This window comes from Pseudomonas sichuanensis, assembly GCF_024749065.1.
Taxonomy (GTDB): domain Bacteria; phylum Pseudomonadota; class Gammaproteobacteria; order Pseudomonadales; family Pseudomonadaceae; genus Aquipseudomonas; species Aquipseudomonas sichuanensis.
The window spans coordinates 977,974-997,693 of record NZ_CP087185.1 but is presented as its reverse complement, the minus strand read 5'-3'; the positions used below and the strand labels follow the sequence as shown (position 1 = coordinate 997,693).

17 protein-coding genes and 1 pseudogene are annotated in these 19,720 nt (G+C 65.6%); 10 read left to right on the top strand and 8 right to left on the bottom strand.

The features are described 5' to 3' along the window. Positions 1 to 3: 3 nt before the first annotated feature. The 7 genes from LOY51_RS04670 to LOY51_RS04640 all read left to right on the top strand — a co-directional run bounded on the left by LOY51_RS04670 (position 4) and on the right by LOY51_RS04640 (position 7,678). Positions 4 to 1,107 carry a mannuronate-specific alginate lyase gene (locus tag LOY51_RS04670; RefSeq protein ID WP_125857510.1) on the top strand — a complete coding sequence of 368 codons (1,104 nt, stop codon included), beginning with the start codon at positions 4 to 6 and terminating at the stop codon, positions 1,105 to 1,107. A gap of 178 nt (positions 1,108 to 1,285) precedes the next feature. Further along, the gene (locus LOY51_RS04665) at positions 1,286 to 2,743 is read left to right on the top strand and encodes an MBOAT family O-acyltransferase (RefSeq protein ID WP_258644917.1); all 1,458 of its coding nucleotides are present in this window, start codon (positions 1,286 to 1,288) and stop codon (positions 2,741 to 2,743) included. Between the two features lie 10 nt (positions 2,744 to 2,753). Next, positions 2,754 to 3,914 (top strand): alginate O-acetyltransferase, encoded by a 1,161-nt coding sequence (locus LOY51_RS04660; protein ID WP_258644914.1) that lies wholly within the window; start codon positions 2,754 to 2,756, stop codon positions 3,912 to 3,914. Positions 3,915 to 3,934: 20 nt separating this feature from the next. Beyond that, positions 3,935 to 4,582, top strand: a complete 648-nt coding sequence (locus tag LOY51_RS04655) for an alginate O-acetyltransferase AlgF (RefSeq protein WP_258644913.1) — start codon at positions 3,935 to 3,937, stop codon at positions 4,580 to 4,582. Between the two features lie 35 nt (positions 4,583 to 4,617). Then, positions 4,618 to 6,072 (top strand): mannose-1-phosphate guanylyltransferase/mannose-6-phosphate isomerase, encoded by a 1,455-nt coding sequence (locus tag LOY51_RS04650; RefSeq protein ID WP_258644906.1) that lies wholly within the window; start codon positions 4,618 to 4,620, stop codon positions 6,070 to 6,072. Between the two features lie 150 nt (positions 6,073 to 6,222). Further along, positions 6,223 to 6,687, top strand: a complete 465-nt coding sequence (locus LOY51_RS04645) for a multidrug transporter (protein WP_125857505.1) — start codon at positions 6,223 to 6,225, stop codon at positions 6,685 to 6,687. Positions 6,688 to 6,853: 166 nt separating this feature from the next. Continuing rightward, positions 6,854 to 7,678, top strand: coding sequence for an SDR family oxidoreductase (locus tag LOY51_RS04640; RefSeq protein ID WP_125857504.1), 825 nt, complete (start codon positions 6,854 to 6,856; stop codon positions 7,676 to 7,678). A gap of 145 nt (positions 7,679 to 7,823) precedes the next feature. On the opposite strand, the pseudogene LOY51_RS04635 reads toward LOY51_RS04640, so the two are convergent. The 4 genes and pseudogenes from LOY51_RS04635 to LOY51_RS04620 form a co-directional block, all read right to left on the bottom strand. Beyond that, positions 7,824 to 9,218, bottom strand: a pseudogene (locus tag LOY51_RS04635) (efflux transporter outer membrane subunit); the annotation flags it as partial. 146 nt (positions 9,219 to 9,364) lie between these two features. Further along, on the bottom strand, positions 9,365 to 10,426 hold the full coding sequence (locus LOY51_RS04630; RefSeq protein ID WP_258644902.1) for an HlyD family secretion protein: 1,062 nt from the start codon (positions 10,424 to 10,426) through the stop codon (positions 9,365 to 9,367). Between the two features lie 27 nt (positions 10,427 to 10,453). Further along, positions 10,454 to 11,995, bottom strand: a complete 1,542-nt coding sequence (locus LOY51_RS04625; protein WP_258644900.1) for an MFS transporter — start codon at positions 11,993 to 11,995, stop codon at positions 10,454 to 10,456. A 236-nt stretch (positions 11,996 to 12,231) separates the two neighbouring features. Beyond that, positions 12,232 to 13,167, bottom strand: coding sequence for a LysR family transcriptional regulator (locus LOY51_RS04620; protein WP_125462659.1), 936 nt, complete (start codon positions 13,165 to 13,167; stop codon positions 12,232 to 12,234). A gap of 232 nt (positions 13,168 to 13,399) precedes the next feature. On the opposite strand from LOY51_RS04620, the gene LOY51_RS04615 reads away from it, so the two are divergent. From LOY51_RS04615 to LOY51_RS04605, 3 genes are all read left to right on the top strand, one after another. After that, the gene (locus tag LOY51_RS04615) at positions 13,400 to 13,846 is read left to right on the top strand and encodes a universal stress protein (protein ID WP_125462658.1); all 447 of its coding nucleotides are present in this window, start codon (positions 13,400 to 13,402) and stop codon (positions 13,844 to 13,846) included. Positions 13,847 to 13,954: 108 nt separating this feature from the next. Continuing rightward, positions 13,955 to 14,281 carry a type II toxin-antitoxin system PrlF family antitoxin gene (locus LOY51_RS04610; protein WP_125462657.1) on the top strand — a complete coding sequence of 109 codons (327 nt, stop codon included), beginning with the start codon at positions 13,955 to 13,957 and terminating at the stop codon, positions 14,279 to 14,281. Continuing rightward, entirely contained in the window at positions 14,278 to 14,775 is a 498-nt protein-coding gene (locus LOY51_RS04605; protein WP_125462656.1) for a type II toxin-antitoxin system YhaV family toxin, read from the top strand. Before LOY51_RS04610 ends, LOY51_RS04605 begins: the two co-directional genes overlap by 4 nt. Before the next feature lie 44 nt (positions 14,776 to 14,819). On the opposite strand, the gene LOY51_RS04600 is transcribed toward LOY51_RS04605, so the two are convergent. Genes LOY51_RS04600 through LOY51_RS04585 form a run of 4 tightly spaced genes read right to left on the bottom strand, consistent with a single transcriptional unit; the run spans position 14,820 to position 19,593 of the window. Beyond that, a complete protein-coding gene (locus LOY51_RS04600) occupies positions 14,820 to 15,680 on the bottom strand; it encodes an efflux RND transporter periplasmic adaptor subunit (RefSeq protein ID WP_125462655.1) in 861 nt (286 codons plus the stop codon). Between the two features lie 10 nt (positions 15,681 to 15,690). Then, positions 15,691 to 15,891, bottom strand: a complete 201-nt coding sequence (locus tag LOY51_RS04595; protein WP_028689551.1) for a DUF1656 domain-containing protein — start codon at positions 15,889 to 15,891, stop codon at positions 15,691 to 15,693. After that, positions 15,881 to 18,058, bottom strand: coding sequence for an FUSC family protein (locus LOY51_RS04590; RefSeq protein WP_258644895.1), 2,178 nt, complete (start codon positions 18,056 to 18,058; stop codon positions 15,881 to 15,883). Before LOY51_RS04590 ends, LOY51_RS04595 begins: the two co-directional genes overlap by 11 nt. Beyond that, positions 18,055 to 19,593, bottom strand: coding sequence for an efflux transporter outer membrane subunit (locus LOY51_RS04585; RefSeq protein ID WP_258644893.1), 1,539 nt, complete (start codon positions 19,591 to 19,593; stop codon positions 18,055 to 18,057). The genes LOY51_RS04590 and LOY51_RS04585 overlap by 4 nt, the downstream gene beginning before the upstream one ends. Positions 19,594 to 19,720 lie beyond the last annotated feature (127 nt).

Below are 19,720 nucleotides of genomic sequence, written 5' to 3'. Positions count from 1 at the left end.
ACCATGACATCCATCAGCCACAAGACCGCTCCCGCCCTGCTCGCTCTCGCCCTGTTCGGCGGTGCGGCGCAGGCCGCGCTGGTACCGCCCCAGGGGTACTACGAGGGCATCGAAAAGCTCAAGACCGGCGACGGCAACTTCCGCTGCGAAGCGGCGCCCAGGCCCTACACCGGCTCGCTGCAGTTTCGCAGCAAGTACGAGGGTTCCGACAAGGCCCGGGCGACACTCAATGTCGTCTCGGAAAAAGCCTTCCGTGACTCGACCAAGGACATCACCACCCTTGAGAAGGGCGTGAGCAAGATGATCGGCCAGTACATGCGCGACGGCCGCCCGGCCCAGCTCGACTGCGCCCTGGACTGGCTCGGCAGCTGGGCCCGCGCCGACGCGCTGATGTCCACCGACTACAACCACACCGGCAAGTCCATGCGCAAATGGGCGCTGGGCAGCATGAGCGGTTCGTGGTTGCGCCTGAAATTCTCCAACTCGCAGCCGCTGGCCGCGCACCAGGCCGAAGCCGAAGCCATCGAAAAATGGCTGGGCCGCCTGGCCTCGCAAACCGTGCGCGACTGGAGCGACCTGCCGCTGGAGAAGATCAACAACCACAGCTACTGGGCGGCCTGGTCGGTGATGGCCACCGCCGTGGCCACCGACCGGCGCGACCTGTTCGACTGGGCCGTGAAGGAATACCGGGTCGGCGCCAACCAGGTCGATGCCCAGGGCTTCCTGCCCAACGAGCTCAAGCGCAAGCAGCGCGCCCTGGCCTACCACAACTACGCCCTGCCGCCGCTGGCGATGATCGCCAGCTTCGCCCAGGCCAATGGCGTGGATGTGCGCGGCGAGAACAACAACGCCCTGCGCCGCCTGGGCGAGAAGGTGCTGAACGGCTCGAAAGACCCCAGCGCGTTCAAGACCCGCAACGGCGAGAAGCAGGACATGGGCGACCTGAAGATCGACAGCAAGTACGCCTGGCTCGAACCCTGGTGCCAGCTGTACCGCTGCGACGCCCAGACCCTCAAGCGCAAGCACGGCATGCAGCCGTTCAACAGCTTCAGGCTGGGCGGTGATTTGACCCGGGTCTACGACCCGAGCGCAGAGCAAAAGAAATAGGAGATCCCTGTGGGAGCGGGTTTACCCGCGAACAAGGGCGAAGCCCTTGCCAGGCACCTCGGTGGCTGCTTCGCGGGTAAACCCGCTCCCACAGAGTAATAAGTTGCTCCCCGGTCCACGGCTGGGGGGTTTGGGGGGCGCTGTGCCCCAGGTGCTGTGCATAACTAGGAGAACCGGGATGGTCTTCTCGTCCAACGTGTTCCTGTTCCTGTTCCTGCCGGTCTTCCTCGGCTTGTACTACGTGAGCGGGAACCGCTATCGCAACCTGCTGCTGCTGGTTGCCAGCTACATCTTCTATGCCTGGTGGCGGGTGGACTTCCTCGCCCTGTTCGCCGGCGTGACCCTGTGGAACTACTGGATCGGCCTCAAGGTGGGCGCCGCTGGCGTACGCACCAAGCCCGCCCAGCGCTGGCTGCTGCTGGGCGTGGGCGTCGACCTGTGCATCCTCGGCTACTTCAAGTACGCCAACTTCGGGGTCGACAGCCTCAACGCGATCATGACCTCGATGGGCCTGGAGCCGTTCATCCTCACCCATGTGCTGCTGCCGATCGGCATCTCGTTCTACATCTTCGAGTCGATCAGCTACATCATCGACGTGTACCGCGGCGACACCCCGGCCACCCGCAACCTGATCGACTTCGCGGCGTTCGTGGCGATCTTCCCGCACCTGATCGCCGGCCCCGTGCTGCGCTTCAAGGACCTGGTCGACCAGTTCAACAACCGCACCCACACCCTGGACAAGTTCTCCGAAGGCTGCACCCGCTTCATGCAGGGCTTCATCAAGAAAGTGTTCATCGCCGACACCCTGGCGGTGGTCGCCGACCACTGCTTCGCCCTGCAGAACCCCACCACCGGCGATGCCTGGCTCGGTGCGCTGGCCTACACCGCGCAGCTGTACTTCGACTTCAGTGGCTACAGCGACATGGCCATCGGCCTGGGCCTGATGATGGGCTTCCGCTTCATGGAGAACTTCAAGCAGCCATACATCAGCCAGTCGATCACCGAGTTCTGGCGGCGCTGGCACATCAGCCTGTCCACCTGGCTGCGCGACTACCTGTACATCACCCTGGGCGGCAACCGCAAAGGCACCTTCAACACCTACCGCAACCTGTTCCTGACCATGCTGCTGGGCGGGCTGTGGCACGGCGCCAACTTCACCTACATCATCTGGGGCGCCTGGCACGGCCTGTGGCTGGCCATCGAACGCGCACTGGGCCTGGACACCAACCCGCAGCGCTTCAACCCGGTGAAATGGGCCTTCACCTTCCTGCTGGTGGTGGTCGGCTGGGTGATCTTCCGCGCCGAGAACCTGCACGTGGCCGGCCGCATGTACGGCGCCATGTTCAGCTTCGGCGACTGGCAGTTGTCGGAACTCAACCGCGCCAACCTCACTGGCCTGCAAGTCGCGACCCTGGTCGTGGCCTACCTGAGCCTGGCGTTCTTCGGCCTGCGCGACTTCTACCGCAATGCCGCGCCTGCCCCCAGGGCCACCCCGGTGCAGATCAACGCCGATGGCTCGGTCGGCCTGGACTGGACGCGGATCATGACCCGCGCCCTGGTGCTGCTGCTGTTCATCGCCTCGGTGCTCAAGCTCTCGGCGCAGAGCTACTCACCCTTCCTGTACTTCCAGTTCTGAGGCCCGACACATGAACCGGACACTTCGCATCACCTACTCGCTGTCGTTCATGGGCCTGTTGGTCGGGCTGGGCGCCTGGTCGGTCGGTGGCCTGGACAGCTTCACCCGCACCGGGCAGATGACCCTGCTCGACGGCAAGCTGGCCAAAGCTGCCGAAACCCACTACGACGAGCAATTCCCGATCAAGCGCATCGGCACCAACCTGTGGGCCGCGCTGGACTTCAAGCTGTTCAATGAAGGCCGCCCCGGCGTGGTGCTGGGCCGCGACCAATGGCTGTTCAGCGACGAAGAGTTCAAGCCCGCCGTCGACGCGCAACAGCAGATGCAGGACAACCTGGCGCTGGTGCGCGGCATCCGCGACACCTTGCAGCGCCAGGGTGTGCAACTGGTGCTGGCGATCGTCCCGGCCAAGGCCCGCCTGTATGCCGAGTACCTCGGCAAGGAGACCCCGGCCAGCCTGCACGATGACCTGTTCAACCAGTTCCACGCCCAGGTGCGCCAGGCCAATGTGTTCGCCCCCGACCTGCTGGCCCCGCTGGAGCAAGCCAAGGCCCGTGGCCAGGTGTTCCTGCGCACCGACACCCACTGGACGCCGCTGGGCGCCGAGGTGGTCGCGCAATCCCTGGCCGAAGCCGTCAACCGCCAGGGCCTGCTCAGCGGCGAACCCCAGGCGTACATCACCGAGGCCGGCGCCAGCGCGCCGTACAAAGGTGATTTGACCAATTTCCTGCCGCTGGACCCGCTGTTCAGCAACCTGCTGCCCACCCCGGACACCCTGCAGCAGCGCAAGACCCAACCGGTGCAGGCCGAAGGCGAAAGCGGCGACGACGCGCTGTTCGACGACAGCCAGATCCCGGTGGCGTTGGTGGGCACCAGCTACAGCGCCAACCCGCACTGGAACTTCCTCGGCGCCCTGCAGCAGGCCCTGCGCAGCGACGTCGCCAACTACGCCGAAGACGGCCACGGCCCGCTGCTGCCGATGCTCAAGTACCTGCAAAGCGACGCCTTCAAGAACGCCCCGCCACAGGTTGTGGTGTGGGAATTCCCCGAACGATATCTGCCAATGAAGAACGACCTCAGCGCCTTCGATCCGCAGTGGATCGCGCAGCTGAAGAACTCCCGCAAATCCGAAGAAAACCTGGCCCTGTCGTCCAACCGGACGGACCACTGAAGATAGAGAGGAACACGCACATGACCACCAAGACTTCCATTGCCAAAGCCCTCACCCTCGCTGCCGGCCTGACCCTGGCCTCGATGCAGGCCTTCGCCGGTGCCGACGCCGCCCTGTACGGCCCGAGTGCGCCGAAAGGCTCGACCTTCGTGCGCCTGTACAACGCCGCAAGCAGCCCTACTGCGGCAAGCGTGGGCAATACCCAGATCAAGCATGTCGGCGCCCAGGCCAGCAGCGACTTCAGCTTCCTGCCCGGCGGTGACTACACCGCCCAGGTCGGCGGCAAGAACGTCCCGGTCAAGCTGGCCGCCGACAAGTACTACACCCTGGTCAACAACGCCAGCGGCAACCCGCAGCTGATCGAAGAGCCGCCGTTCAAGAACAAGCAGAAAGCCCTGGTCCGCGTGCAGAACCTCAGCGACCAGCAACTGACCCTGAAAACCGCCGACGGCAAGACCGAAGTGGTCAAGCCGGTGGCGGCCAAGGGCCGTGGCGAGCGCGAGATCAACCCGGTGAAGGTCAACCTCGCGCTGTATGCAGGCGACAAGAAAGTCGGCGACGTCAAACCCGTCGCCCTGGAGCGCGGCGAAGCGGCCGTGCTGTATGTCACCGGCTCCGGCAGCAGCCTGTCGCCGGTCTGGGTCACCCGCCCAGTGTCCACTAACTGATCCCTGCCTCTTAACGACCTTATTGGAGAAACAACATGATCCCGGTAATTCTTTCTGGTGGTAGCGGTTCGCGTCTGTGGCCTTTGTCGCGCAAGCAGTTCCCCAAGCAGTTCCTGGCCCTGACCGGCGAGCACACGCTGTTCCAGCAGACCATCCAGCGCCTGGTGTTCGACGGCATGGACACGCCCATCGTGGTCTGCAACAAGGACCATAAGTTCATCGTCCAGGAGCAGTTGGGCGCGCTGAAGCTGCAAACCCAGGCCATCCTCATGGAGCCCTTCGGCCGCAACACCGCACCGGCGGTGGCGATGACCGCCATGAAGCTGGTCAACGAAGGCCGTGACGAACTGATGCTGGTGCTCCCGGCCGACCACGTGATCGAGGACCAGAAGGCCCTGCAACGCGCCCTGGCCCTGGCCACCGTGGCCGCCGAGCGCGGCGAGATGGTGCTGTTCGGCGTGCCGGCGACCAAGCCCGAGACCGGCTACGGCTACATCCGCTCAAGCCAGGATGCGTTGCTGCCCGAAGGCGTGGCCCGGGTGGCGCAGTTCGTCGAAAAGCCCGACGAAAAGCGCGCCGCCGAGTTCGTCCGTGCCGGCGGCTACTTCTGGAACAGCGGCATGTTCCTGTTCCGCGCCAGCCGTTTCCTCGAAGAGCTGAAGAAACACGACCCGGACATCTACGACACCTGCCTGCTGGCCCTGGAACGCAGTGACGAAGCGGACGATGTGCTGAGCATCGACGAAGCCACCTTTGCCTGCTGCCCGGACAACTCCATCGACTACGCCGTGATGGAAAAGACCCAGCGCGCCTGCGTGGTGCCGCTGTCGGCCGGCTGGAGCGACGTGGGCTGCTGGTCGTCGCTGTGGGACGTGCACGAAAAAGACGACAACGGCAACGTCACGAAGGGCGACGTGGTGGTGCAGGACAGCCACAACTGCATGATCCACGGCAACGGCAAGCTGGTGTCGGTGATCGGCCTTGAGAACATCGTGGTGGTTGAGACCAAGGACGCCATGATGATCGCCCACAAGGACAAGGTTCAGGGGGTCAAGCAACTGGTCAACACCCTCGATGCCCAGGGCCGCAGCGAGACCCAGAACCACCTTGAGGTGTACCGCCCGTGGGGCTCGTACGACTCGGTGGACATGGGCGGGCGCTTCCAGGTCAAGCACATCACCGTCAAGCCGGGCGCCGCGCTGTCGCTGCAGATGCACCACCACCGCGCCGAGCACTGGATCGTGGTGTCCGGCACCGCCGAGGTGACCTGTGACGAGAACGTGTTCCTGCTGACCGAGAACCAGTCCACGTACATTCCGATCGCCTCGGTGCACCGCCTGCGCAACCCAGGCAAGATCCCGCTGGAGATCATCGAAGTGCAGTCCGGGAGCTACCTGGGCGAGGATGATATCGAGCGCTTCGAGGATGTGTATGGGCGTACTTCCACGCCGGTGGAGCGTGGGGTATCGGTGAAGACCATCGCGCAGTAAGAGCGGCAAGCGGCAAGCGGCAAGAAAAAGCAGGGCTGCGTTGAGTCGACGATTTCCGATTCACCGCCGCTCCGCTCTTTCTTGCCGCTTGTAGCTTGCAGCTTGCCGCTTCAAGATGGTCAAACCCCCGCCACCAAGGCCTGCTCCACCATGATCATCGGCGCCCTGCTCGTCCTCACCTGGCTGGTCCTGCTGCTGCGCTACCCGGCCAAGGCCCTGCCGATTTCCCTGGCGGCCGTGTGCGGCCTGGGGCTGGTGGCACTGGGCGTCGCCTGGCAAGACAACCGCGAAGCGTCGCAACTGGCGCGCCTCGATCTGCGTCTGAGTTACGCCCCCGATCAATGCCCCGCCGACCGCGCCCTGCAGGTGCGCATGAAGAACGGCAACAACGTCCCCCTGTCAGAGCTGCGCTGGCGCGTGGGCGCCTATGCCCCGGGCGATACCGTGAACCTTGCCGAGAACACCTATGCAGCACCGCGCTATCGCGGCCCGGGCGAATTGCAGCCGGGCAGCGAGTGGAGCGACTGTCTGCCGTTGCCGCCGCTGCGTTCGGGGTATCGGCCGCAGACCCTGGAGTTTCGTGCCGAGCATCTGCAGGGTACATTCGCCAATTGATGCTTTGCCTGTACCGGCCTCTTCGCGGCGGTTCGACGCTTCGATGAACCCGCTCCCACAGGTACCCCACAGTATTCAAGGCCTGTGCGATACCTGTGGGAGCGGGTTTACCCGCGAAGAGGCCAGAACAGCCAACACAAACCTCCCTTCATGAAAGGCCTCAAAGATGACCACCGTCCTCATCACCGGCTGTTCCAGCGGCATCGGCCGCGCCCTGGCCGACGCCTTCCGCGATGCCGGCCACGAAGTCTGGGCCACCGCCCGCAAGCTCGACGATGTCGACACCCTGCTCGCCGCCGGCTTCGCCGCACGGCAACTGGATGTGAATGACAGCGAGGCACTGACCCGCCTGGCCGACGAGCTGGAAGACCGCCACGGCGGCCTCGACATCCTCATCAACAACGCCGGCTACGGCGCCATGGGCCCACTGCTCGACGGCGGTGTCGAGGCCATGCGCCAACAGTTCGAAACCAACGTCTTCGCCCTGGTGGGCGTGACCCGTGCGCTGTTCCCGCTGCTGCGCCGTTCGCGTGGGCTGGTGGTGAACATCGGCAGTGTCTCGGGCGTGCTGGTCACGCCATTCGCCGGTGCCTACTGCGCCTCGAAGGCGGCGGTGCATGGGCTGACCGACGCGCTGCGCCTGGAGCTGGCGCCGTTCGGTATCCGGGTGATGGAAGTGCAGCCGGGGGCGATTGCCTCGCAGTTCGCCAGCAATGCCCAGCAACAGGCAGAACAGGTGCTGGCGAGCGATTCACCGTGGTGGCCGTTGCGTGAGCAGGTGCAGGCCCGGGCGCGGGCTTCGCAGGATCGACCGACTTCGGCGGCGGTGTTTGCCCAGCGCTTGCTGGCCGCTACGCGCAAGTCGCCAGTGCCGGCGCTGGTGCGTATCGGCAATGGCAGCACGGCGTTGCCGTTGATGGCGCGGGTGCTGCCGCAGAGGCTGCTGGATTGGGTGCTGCGCAAGCGGTTCGGATTGTTGCGACCGCTCTGAAGCCATCGCGGGACAAGTCGCCCCTCATCGAACTGTGGGAGCGGCTTTAGCCGCGAACACCGGCAGAGCCGGTGCCATCCACCGCGTTGCCTGCTTCGCGGCTAAAGCCGCTCCCACAGGGTATGTGGCGCGCTGGCGAACACAGTTCCTGGTCGAACGCCTGCCAGCCGCCACCCAGGGCCTTGTACAACCCCACCAGCGCCTGCGACACCGCCGCCGAGCTGTCGATCCACTGCTCTTCGCTGGCCAGCAGCGCACCCTGCACGGTCAGCACATTGAGAAAGTCCACCGCCCCTTCCACGTACTGGCGCTGCGCAGTCTCCAAAGCGATGCGGTTCTGCCGCACCGCCTCGGCCAAGTGGTCGCGGCGCAGTTGGCTGGCGTTGTACAGGCGCAGCACGTCGTCGATCTCATGCCAGGCGCCCAGCACCACCTTGCGGTAGTTCAGCGCCGCTTCCTGTTGCTGGGCTTCGCGCAGCTCCAGCGTGCCCTTGAGCCGCCCACCCTCGAAAATCGGCAGCGACAGCTGCGGCCCAAAGGCAAAACGGCGTGAATCCCAGGCGCCGAAATCGGACAACTGCATGGCCTGGAAACCGACACTGCCCGACAGGCGAATGCTCGGGTAGAAGTCGGCCTTGGCCACGCCGATGCTGGCGGTGGCCGCATGCAGGCGAGCTTCGGCCTGGCGGATGTCCGGGCGGCGCTCGGCCAGTTCGGACGGCAAGCCGATGGCAAACTTCTGCTGCGGCGTGGGCAGTTCGCCGCCCTGCAGCAACTCGGCCTGCAAGCTGCGCGGCGGTTCGGCGGCGAGCAGGCTGAGGGCGTTGATCAGGTCGTCGCGGCGGGCTTCCAGGCTGGGCAGGCGCGACTCGATCGACGCCACCTGAGCGCTGGCCTGGGCCACATCAAGGCGCGTGGCAACACCCTCGGCCTGGCGGTCTTCGGACAGTTTCAGGCTGTGACGGGCAACCTTGAGGTTGTCCTGGGTCACCTCAAGGGTGTGCTGCACGGCGCGCAGTTGGATGTAGTTGCCGGCGGTTTCCGACAGCAAGGCCAGCAGCACCCCACGGCGGTCGTTCTCAGCCACTTCGACACTGGCATCGGCCGCCTCGACCTGGCGCCGCACACGGCCCCACAGGTCCAGCTCCCAGCCGGCGACCAGGTCGCCCTGCCAGAGGTTGAAGGCCGATTTGCCCGCCTTGCCCGACGGATCGCTCAAACCTTCGGCGCTGTTGCGCGCACGGCTGTAGCCGGCATTCACGTCCACCGAAGGCATTTCGTCGGCGGCCACGGTGCTGCGCAGGGCGCGGCTTTGCAGCAGGCGCGCGCTGGCCATCTGCAGGTCGAGGTTGCGCTCGGCGACCTTCTGGATCAGCGCACTCAACTGCGCATCATGGAAACTGTCCCACCAACGCAGCTCCAACGGCTCAGCCACTGGTTGGCTGGCCGCAGCCTCGCCTTGCAGGGCGGCCCACTCCTTTGGCGCTTCGCTGCTCGGGCGCTGGAAATCCGGGCCCAGGGTGCAGCCGGCCAGCAGCATGGCTAGCAGCACGGGGGCCGCTGCGCGCCCCTTTCGCGGCACAAGGCCGCTCCTACAGGCGACCGCGATCCCTTGTAGGAGCGGCCTTGCGCCGCGAAAGGGCTGCGCAGCAGCCCCATCGGCCGCGAAAAATTCAACCTGCCCACTCATCGCGCAGTCACCTCTTTGCCGTCGAGCCGGTCCCCCTGGGTATCGATGGTCGCCTCCACCGACATGCCCACCCGCAGGCGTGCAAGCAGCGGCTGGCCGTCATCGAAGACGATCTTCACCGGGATGCGCTGCACCACCTTGGTGAAGTTGCCGGTGGCGTTGTCCGGCTTGACCGCCGCGAAGGTCACCCCAGTGGCCGGGGCGATGCTTTCGACATGACCGTGCAGCTTTTCACCGGAGAAGGTATCGACGCTGATGCTCACCGGCTGGCCCGGCTGCACGTGGGTCAGCTGGGTTTCCTGGAAATTGCCGACGATATAGGCGCGCTCCAGCGGCACCACCGAGAGCAACCGCGCCCCCGGATTCACGTAGGCACCCACGCGCAGGGCGCGCTCGCCGACCATGCCGTCCACCGGCGCGGTAATGCGGGTGTAGGACAGGTCCAGCTGGGCTTTCTCCAGCCCCGCTTCGGCACGTTTAAGCTGGCCATCGGCGCTGGCCACCTGGGCGCTGAGGATGTCCACCTGCTTGCGCGTGGCCACCAGCGCCGCTTGTACGTTGGCCAGCCGTGCCCGGGCCTGGTCGACCCGGCTGCGCGCCTGCTGAGCATTCTGCACGGTGCCAGCGCCCTGCTCGGCCAGGCGGCCGTAGCGGGTGACTTCGTGGTCGGCGAAGGCGGCTTCGGCCTGGGCCGCTTTCACCGCCGCCTCGGCCTGGGCAATCACGGCAGCCTGACGTTCCAGGGTGGCGCGGGCATCCAGGCTCTGGGCCTTGGCCACCAGCAATTGGGCCTGGGCAGCATCGAGGGCGGCCTGGTAGTCACGCGGGTCGATGGTCGCCAATAACTGGCCGGCGGTGACTTGCTGGTTGTCCTCTACCAGCACCTCCTTGATGAAGCCCGCCACCTTGGGCGCGACCACGGTGTAGTCGGCGGTGATGTAGGCATCGTTGGTGCTCTGGCGGTGGTCGCTGCCAAACATCCAGGGGCCGACGATGCCAGCCAGCACGGCCACGGCCAGCACCGAGCCAATGAACAGGGTTTTGCGGTTGTTGGTCATTTCAATGTCTCGAATTCATCCACAGGCTCAGGCCACCGCACGCGGTGGATAGATGCGGGTAGGCACGAAGGGGATCAGGCAGATCAGGGCGACGGCGAAGCCCGCCATCACCAGGTAAAGGTCGGCCGAGGTCAGCACCAGAGCCTGGTCATGAATGCGCTTGGCCAGGCCGGCGGTGTTGTCGTCGATCAGTGGCGCATTGCCCAGGCGGTCGACCAGGTGGTTGGAATGGAAATGCCGGCGCACGGTGCCCAGGGCATCGAGCAGGCCACCGGCGATCACCGCCGACAGGCCCTTGACCGTGTTGAACCAGCTGGAGGCGAACGGGCCTTCCTGCGGGGTCATGCCGTTGGTCGAAAGCATCAGCAACGGCAGCACCGCCATCGGCTGGCCGAACACCTGCAGCAGGTAGAAGGGGTAGAAGTCGCCGCGGATCCACTGCGAGGTCAGCAGGCTGCTGCCCACGCACGACGCCGCCAGCATGGCCAGCCCGAGCGCCAGCACCCAGCGGCAGTCCACCGCGCGGATGTTGCACAGCGCCGCCGTCAACGGCAGGGCAATGAGTTGCGGCATGGCCACCAGCATCATCAGCGGGCTGGTCTGCGCCGGGCGATAGCCCTGGATTTGCGCCAGGTACGCAGACGGAATGCTGCCCACGCCAGAGAGCACGATCAGCACCCCGGCCAGTGTCACCAGAGCAAAGCTCAGGTTGCGCCGCGACAGCATGCGCAGCTGGAAGAACGGCAGCGGCTCGGACCATTCGTTGTACATGAACAGCACCAGCAACAGCAGGCCGCCGCCGAGCAGCCAGCAGATCAGCGGCGAATCGAACCAGCCCCAGCGATCGCCCAGCGACAGGCCAAGGACGATGCTGCTGATCGCCGGCAGGCCGAGCAGCACGCCGCGCCAGTCGAACTGCTTGAAGCGCTCCAGGCGCAGCGGGTCCTGGGGCAGGCCCCAGCCCACGCAGGCGATGGCCAGCAAGGAGGGCAGGATGATCTGCCAGAACGCCCACTGCCAGCCGACGTATTCGGTCCACAGGCCCGCCAGGGGTGTGCCCAGGTTGGGCCCGAAGGTGGCGGTCAGGGCGTAGCAGGCCAGGCCGTAGACCTTGATGCCCGGTGGCAGGAAGCGCAGCGCCACGCTCATCAGCATCGGTGGCAGGGCACCGGAGGCGAAGCCCTGCAGCACGCGTAGCAGCATCAGGCTGTGCAGGTTGGGCGCGAAGGGTTGGATCAGGCCAAGCACGGCGAACAGGCCGACGGCGGACATGGTGAAGCGGCGCAGCGAGAAGGTGGTGGCCAGCCACGGGGCGAAGGCCATGGCCGACACCGAGGCGGCGCTGTACACCGCCAGCAGCCAGGCACCTTCGTCGGCACCGATGCCCATGGCGCCACGGATGTCGCTCAGGGAAATCTTGGTCACCGACTCGTTGAGCCCGGCGCACAGCACCGCCAACAACACGCCGAACAGCCCCACCACCACCCGCAGGCCGAACGCCGCCTGCACAGGGGCGGCCGGCGCGGGGGCGGCGGCCAGCGCGGCAGAGGGCGCGGTCAGGGAACTCATGGAATGACATCTCCAGCAACAAATTCAGGGCTGGGGGAAGTCTAAGAAGGTCGAATGCTGACGAAAACTGACTTGTTGGCAGGTTTATGTTGCGTCAGACGCAATCCATGGAAATCGCGCATCCCCTGTAGGAGCGGCCTTGTGTCGCGATGGGCTGCAAAGCAGCCCGGCGATCTTAGCGTGATCGCCGAAATCCGGGGGCCGCTGCGCGCCCCTTTCGCGACAAAAGGCCGCTCCTACAGGGGATGCGCAAGGCTTGAGGCTGGCATGGGCTCGCCCGCGCAGCAGGCCCGCATGGTCCGGCGCAACCAGCGATGCGCCGGGTCGTTGTCGAATCGTGGATGCCAGGCCTGCATCACCCGCACCTTCTCCAGCGGCACCGGGATATCGAACGAACGCAACGGCAGGCCGAACTTGGCCACGCTGCCGAGGATGTTCGCCGGCATCGGCAGGATCAGGTCCGACTCCGGCAACGAGAACATCGCCGAATGAAAGCTCGGCGTGATCAGCGCTACCCTGCGCTGCACGCCATGGGCGCCCAGCTCCACATCGATCGGGCCGTTGGCCCGCCCGCGTCGCGATACGCTGATCTGCGGGTAGCGGGCAAAGCGCTCCGGGGTGATCTCGGCGTCGAAGATCGGGTGGTCACCCCGCGCCAGCCCGACGAACCAGGTGTCGAACAGGCTCTGCACCTTGATCTCCGGCCCCATGTCGATGCTCGAACTGACCACCAGGTCGATCTGCCCGTGGCGCAGCACCAGGTCGTCGTCGCCCTGGTGCTCAGGGACGAAGCGCAGCACGGTGTTGGGTGCCTGTTCGAGCATCATGTGCAGCAGGCGCGCGCCGTACAGGGCAATGAACAGGTCGTTGGTGCGGATGTTGAAGGCCCGGTCGAGGTTCGCCAGGTCGACCTCGTCGCCACTGCGAAACACCAACCCGGCCTGCTCCACCAGCGCCCGAACCTGGTCGCGCAGGGCCAGCGCCCGGGGCGTCGGCACCAGGCCACGGCCGGCGCGCACCAGGATCGGATCGCCCATGGCCTCGCGGATACGCCCCAGGGTGCGGCTCATGGCCGCCGGGCTCAGGTTCATGCGCTGGGCGGCACCGACCACACTGCCTTCGTCGAGCAGGGCGTCGAGGGCGACGAGCAGGTTCATGTCCGGGAGTTGCATGGCCGTTTTCCGTGACAGCTGTGGGAAACGCGATGGTATCAGGTTGGTGGATTGCGTCTGGCGCAACGACGTCGTGCGTGGTGGGCCATTTATTCGGTGGGGTGAAAACCTCGAGAATGCCTTCTGGTTCTTCGCGGGCAAGCCCGCTCCCACAGGTTGACGCGCATCCCTGTGGGAGCGGGCTTGCCCGCGAAGAGGCCAGCACTGCCACCCATCTTCCAAAGGATTGCGCATGCCCTCCCCGGTCCTGATCGCCATCGACGCGTCCCCCGCCAGCCATGCCCTGCTCGACCTCGCCCACCGCTACTGCCGCCCGGGCGAACACACCTTGCACGTGCTGCTGGCCATCGACGCGACCTTCGCCGTGCACGAGCAGCGCACGGCCTACACCGAGCAAGAGCTGGAGGAATACCCCGCCGCCTGCGATGAGCAGCAGTTGGCTGAACATGCCGTGAGCAACGCCGTGAAGACCCTGCGCGAAGCCGGGTTCGACAGCCAGGGCTGCATGGTCGCCGCGCCGCCGGTGGAGGCGATTGTCGCCAAGGCCAGCGAGCTGGAATGCGAGCTGATCATCATCGGCCACCGCCACCTGTCGCGGCTCGGAAGGCTGCTGGATCCGTCAATCAGTGCCAAAGTCATCGACCGGGTGCAGGTGCCCGTGCTGGTCGGGGCTGCCTGATCCCGAAAACCGTTGATCAGGCAGTACACACGAGGTAATGCCATTGCATTGACCAGGTAATGCACTCGCATTACCTTGCTCGATATTCCCCCTCGCGGACCTATGATCATGGCCACTACCTTCGAAGCCGAGTCGACCCTGACCGAGCGCTACCAGACCACTGTCCCCGAAACCGTTCGCCGCGCCTTGGGCCTGAAAAAGCGAGACAAGATTCACTACTCGATCCGCCCCGACGGAGCGGTGATACTCACCCGCGCAGAGACCGCCGAGGAAGACCCCGCCGTGGGGCAGTTCCTGGATTTCCTGGCCCGGGATATCGCCACGAATCCGCAACGTTTGAAGGTTGTCGATGCAGAGTTTGTCGCTCGCCTGAAAGCACTGGTTGGCGATGAAGAACTCGATCTGGATCAACCTCTTTCGGCGGATGATGAATGACCGATGCTGACCTCCCCCCCGTTTCTTCAACTGGCTGGACGGTGTTCGCGCACCCCATGTTCCTCGACAAGCTGGACCAGCTGAAGAACGAACTGGAGGTCATCAAGCGCAAAGCCCCCGATAGCTACACCAAGAAAAATGCCTGGAAACGACTGACTGCAATCATTCGCCTGGCTTTCGATGGTATTGCAATCGATCCAACCAAATCCGAGTACCGCCAGGGCAATTCGCTGGGAGAGGCTCACAGGCACTGGTTTCGCGCAAAGTTCTTCCAGCAATATCGACTGTTTTTCCGTTATCACGCATCGAGCCGGATCATCGTGCTGGTTTGGGTAAACGATGACGACAGCAAACGCGCTTACGAAAGCAGTGACGATGCCTACAGAGTGTTTCGCCGCATGCTGGGTAGCGGACACCCTCCTGATGACTGGGACCAGTTGTTGCAGGAAGCTACCGCAGCAACAACTCGATTCAACGCCACCCTCAAGCGCTGACACCTGCCTGCCAATGCATCGATGGCGTCAGCGCAAGAACTGGGTCAATCCTCGCTCGGCTTCACCACCACCGTACAGGTCGTCCCCGCCGCCAGCAGGTAGCCGTCCGGCACCTCATCGATATGAATCCGCACCGGCACCCGCTGCGCCAGCCTTACCCAGTTGAACGTGGGGTTCACATCGGCGATCAACTCGCGGCTCTGCGGGTTGTCGCGGTCGTAGATACCCCGGGCGATGCTCTCCACATGCCCGCGCAGGCGCTCGCCGCTCATCATCTGCAACTCGGCCACGTCGCCCACCTTCACATGGGGCAACTTGGTCTCTTCGAAGAAGCCGTACACCCAGAACGAGTTTTCATCCACCACCGCCATCACCGCCTCGCCGGTGCGGGCGTAGTCGCCCTTGTGGATGTTCAGGTTGGTCACGTAGCCGTCGACGGTGGCGACGATCTGCGTACGCTTGAGGTTCAACTCGGCCGCCGCCAGCTGGGCCTGGGCCTGCTGGTAGTCGGCCAGCGCCGAGTTGGCGATGTTGCTGGCGTCGTCGCGGTTCTCCTTGGAGATCACCAGGTTGTCCATGTCGGCACGGCGCTTGGCGTTGACCTTGCGCATTTCCCAGGTGGCCTTGCGCGAAGCGACCAGCGCCTTGGCCTGGTCCACCGCCAGCTGGTAGTGCTCAGGGTCGATGCGGATCAGCACATCGCCCTTCTTCACCCGCTGGTTGTCCTTGACCGGTACATCCACCACATAGCCCGGCGCGTCGGCGGCGACATTGATGATGTCGGCGCGCACCCGGCCGTCGCGGGTCCAGGGCGTGGTCATGTAGTGCAGCCACAACTGGCGGCCGATCACCACGGCAGCAGTCAGCACCAGCAGGGTGGCGATCAGGCTGAAGAACTTTTTCATCGAAGGTTTCTCACCAGTAGAGCGACAGCGCCAGGGCGCCGAACAGGCAGACGAACAGGGAAAGGCGCAGCAGCGCCGGGTGCCAGAAGAAGCGGTAGCCATCAACGCTTGCAATGAACCGGTCGAGCCCCCAGGCCAGGCCCAGGGCGAACAGGAACATCAAGGTCATGGTGGGCATGTACACGCCATGGAAGGCGATCTCACGGGGCATCGTGCAATCCTTTCGCCGGAGCCAACGGCGACTGTGGGTCGAGCAGGGAGGTTCGGATGAAGTGCAGGTAGCTCTGCGCCCGGCGCAGCACCGAGGTGTCGAAGTGCCGGGCGAAGGGCTCGTCGGTGGCCTGCACCCGGCTGATGGCATGGTCCACTGCCACCAGGGCGCGTTCGTGGTTGCTGGCGCTGGGTTGCAGGAACAGCCGCGCCAACGCCCGGCCCATGACGCGGATGGCCTGGCGCCAGGGCTGCGACTCGGCATAGGCCGGGTGCACCGGCGCGCGGGCCTGCTCCTTGCGCAGTTCGATGACGGCGTGGCCGATCTCCAGCACCGTGAACATCCAGCCCATCAGTTGGCTTTGCACCTGCGGCTTGCCGGCGGCCAGGCCATAGGCCTGGTGCAGCAGGTCGCGGGTGCGGCTTTCGAAGGCCGAGCCCAGGCCGCGCAGGCGCCCGCTGATGGCGAACAGCACCTGCTCGCGCAGCTCCTGCTCCAGGCGGCTCCACAGCCAGCGGCTGTTGGGCGGCAGGATGATCGCCCCGGCCGCGGCGCAGACGAACATGCCGATGACCATGCCGATGTAGTCGTTGATGAAGGTGTAGGGGTTGTAGACGGTGAGGTTGTTGGGCACCGAGCCGATGGCGAAGAACACCAGCAAGCCCAGGCCATAGCCGGCGTAGGCCGGGCGTGAGGCGAGGAACGCACCGAGCACGAAGACCGGCGCCAGCACCATGCACAGCAAGGGGAAGCCGTCGATCCAGGGGAACACGAAGAAGGTTTCGAAGAAGCCGATGAAGGCGCCGATCGCCGTGCCGCAGGCCATCTGGAACGACATGCGCTTGGGGTTCGGCGAAGCCGCCGACAGGCCCACGGTGACGGTGGCGATCAGGGTCATCATGGCGCCGCTGGGCCAGTCGCTGAGCAGCCAGTAGCTGCCCAGCAGCAACAGCACCGCCGAGGCGCGCACGCCAGCGGCCGCCGACACCAGCCAGCTGGTCTGGGCCACGTAGGGCTCGTCCCATTGCTCGCGCTCGTGGGTATGGACGGCCAGCGAGGCGTGGGTCTCGGCGTAGCTGTACATCTCGTCGACGAAGCGGTAGAGCAGCTCGAAGGCCGTGTGGAAATCGAGCAGGTCGGACTCGCTGGGGTCGGTCTCCAGGTAGTCCGCCCGCAGCCCGCGGACTTGGGCTTGCAGGCCTTCTTTATAGGTACCAAGCTCGAGCGCCAAGCGCAGCGCATCGGCGTCGGTCAGCGCACGCCCCACATAGGGCTGCAACAGCTCGGCCAGTGTCTCAAGGCCCGGCTCGATGGCGCCGACGATCTGCAGCGGGCCACGGGCACGCAGGCGCTCCAGCAGCCGGTGCAGGGCGTTGAAGCGGGTGGTGATGGCCATGAACTCACTGTTCATGCGGACCAGCCGGCCAGAGCGGCGGCGCATGTGCGGGTCTTCGAAGGCGGTGACGTTGCGCAGGCTCTCAAGCCCCACCGCTTCGGCGACGAAGCGCACGTTGCTGGTCTCGTAGCGGTCGCGCTGGCTGTCGCCGCGCAGCGCTTCGACCACCACCCCGGCGAAGGTGCCGAAGCGCTGGTACAGGGCGTTACGCATGGCGGCGCTGGCCGACTGCGGCAGGATCGCGGCGCTGACGAAGGTCGACACCAGGATGCCCAAGGCGATTTCCAGCACCCGCCACACCGCGGCCATGAACGCCTGGTCGGGGTGTTCCAGTACCGGCAGGCCGATCATCGCCGCGGTGTAGCCGGCCAGCACGAAACCGTAGGCGCGGAAGGTGCGGTAGCGCATGGCACCGGCCGAGCACAGGCCCACCCACAGGGCCAGGCTGGGCAGGAACAACTCGGTGTTCTGCGGGAAGATCGCGATCAGCGCAACCATCATCGCCGAGCCGGCCAGGGTGCCGAGCACCCGGTAGAAGCTCTTGGCGAACACATGGCCGCTTTGCGGCTGCATGACGATGAACACGGTGATCATCGCCGTGCGCGGCTGCGGCAGCTCCAGGCGCATGGCCAGCCACAGGGTGATGAAGGCAGCGGCCAGGACCTTGAAGATGTACACCCAGGTAACGCCGTCGGTGCGCGCCCAGGCGAAGAAGCCCCGGCGCCATTCCAGGCTCTGCAGCCAGCGCAGGGGCAAGCTCAGTGCGCTCATTGGGCGTGGTCCGCGTGGTCGAGGAGTTTGTCGACCAGCGTCAAGGCGGCGGGGGTCTTCGGTGCGGCCTGGCGCTGTTCATCCGGCACGTCCTTGCCGGCTTCCAGGCCACCACCCAGGGCGGTGACCAGTTCGGCATGGGCGATCAGGCGCGCGGCCTGCACTTGCTGTTGCACCTGTTGCTGGCGGAACAGCAGGGTCTGGGCGTTGAGCACGTTGAGGTAGTCGGTGAGGCCGCGCTGGAAGGCCACGGTGGCGATGTCGTAGGTCTTCTGCGCGGCGGCCACGGATTCGGCGGCGAAGTGCGCCTGCTCCTGCATCGATTCGCGGCGGATCAGCTGGTCGGAGATATTCTTCAGCGCGCCGATCACCGTCTGGTTGTAACGCGCCACGGCTACGTCGTAGCCGGCCGAGGCCACGCCCAGTTGCGAACGCAAGCGGCCACCGTCGAAGATCGGCAAGGTAATCGCCGGCCCGACGTTGTAGTTGAACTTGCGCCCGGTGAGGAATTCCAGCGGGCCGCCGCCGGTGGCCATGAAGCCGAGGCTGCCCACCAGGTCGACATTGGGGAAGAAGCCGGCATGAGCCACATCGATGCCGCGCGCCTGGGCGGCGACCTGCCAGCGGCTGGCGACCACGTCGGGGCGCTGGCCGACCAGTTCGGCGGGCAGGTTCGACGGCAGCTTGAGCGGCGCGCCGAGGGCCAGGCTTGGCCGCTGCAGTTTGCCGCCCTCCCCCGGGCCCTTGCCGGCCAGGGCCGCCAGCTGATTGCGGGTCAGGGCGATTGCTTCGTTGAGGCTGTCGATCTGGCGGTGGGTCTCGGGCAGCGGCGCTTCGGCCTGGCTGACCTCGAAATGGGTGCCGATGCCACCGTCGAGGCGACGCTTGGCCAGGGCGACGATCTGCTCCTGCTGGGCCAGCTCGGCCTGGACGATATCGCGCCGGGCAAACTGCAGGCTGAGCTGGATGTAGCTGCGCACCACGTTGTTTTCCAGCTCCAGCTGGGCCTGGCGCGCCTCGGCGACGCTCATGTGGGCCTGGTCCACGGCCTGCTCGCTGGCATTGCGTTCACGGCCCCACAGGTCCAGCGCGTAGCTGAAACCGATGGCGGCGTTGTTGTCCCAGGTGTTGGCGCCGGACAACGCGCCGGGGCCGTAGAACTGATCCTCGGGCCAATTGTGGCGCTTGAGCGAGGCCTGGCCGTTGGCCTGGAACTGCTCGGCCGACTCGACCACACCGGCCATGGCCTTGGCTTCACGCACCCGTGCGGCGGCCATGGCCATGCTCGGGCTGCCCTGCAGGGCCAGCGCTACCCAGGCGTTCAATTGGGGGTCGCCATAGGCGCGCCACCACTGCTGGGCCGGCCAATGGGCATCACGCGCCGCCTCGCCAATGGCGGCGTCGGTGGTCAGTTGGTTGGCTTGGATTGTCTTGCTTTGCGGGGCAATGCCCCAGGTTCCGATACAGCCGCTCAAGGACAAGCTAAGGGCACAGGCACTGAGCGCTCGGAGCGCTCCGATGTGGCGACGCGGCACAGCTGCGATTTCCCGAGGAAGAGGTGGAGGGGCTGGGCCATTCTAGGGGTGGCTTTCATTGGCGATAAGCGCATATTCCTGCGAATCTTTGTTACCAAAACAGCGATAATCCGGCTTTGGTCGAACG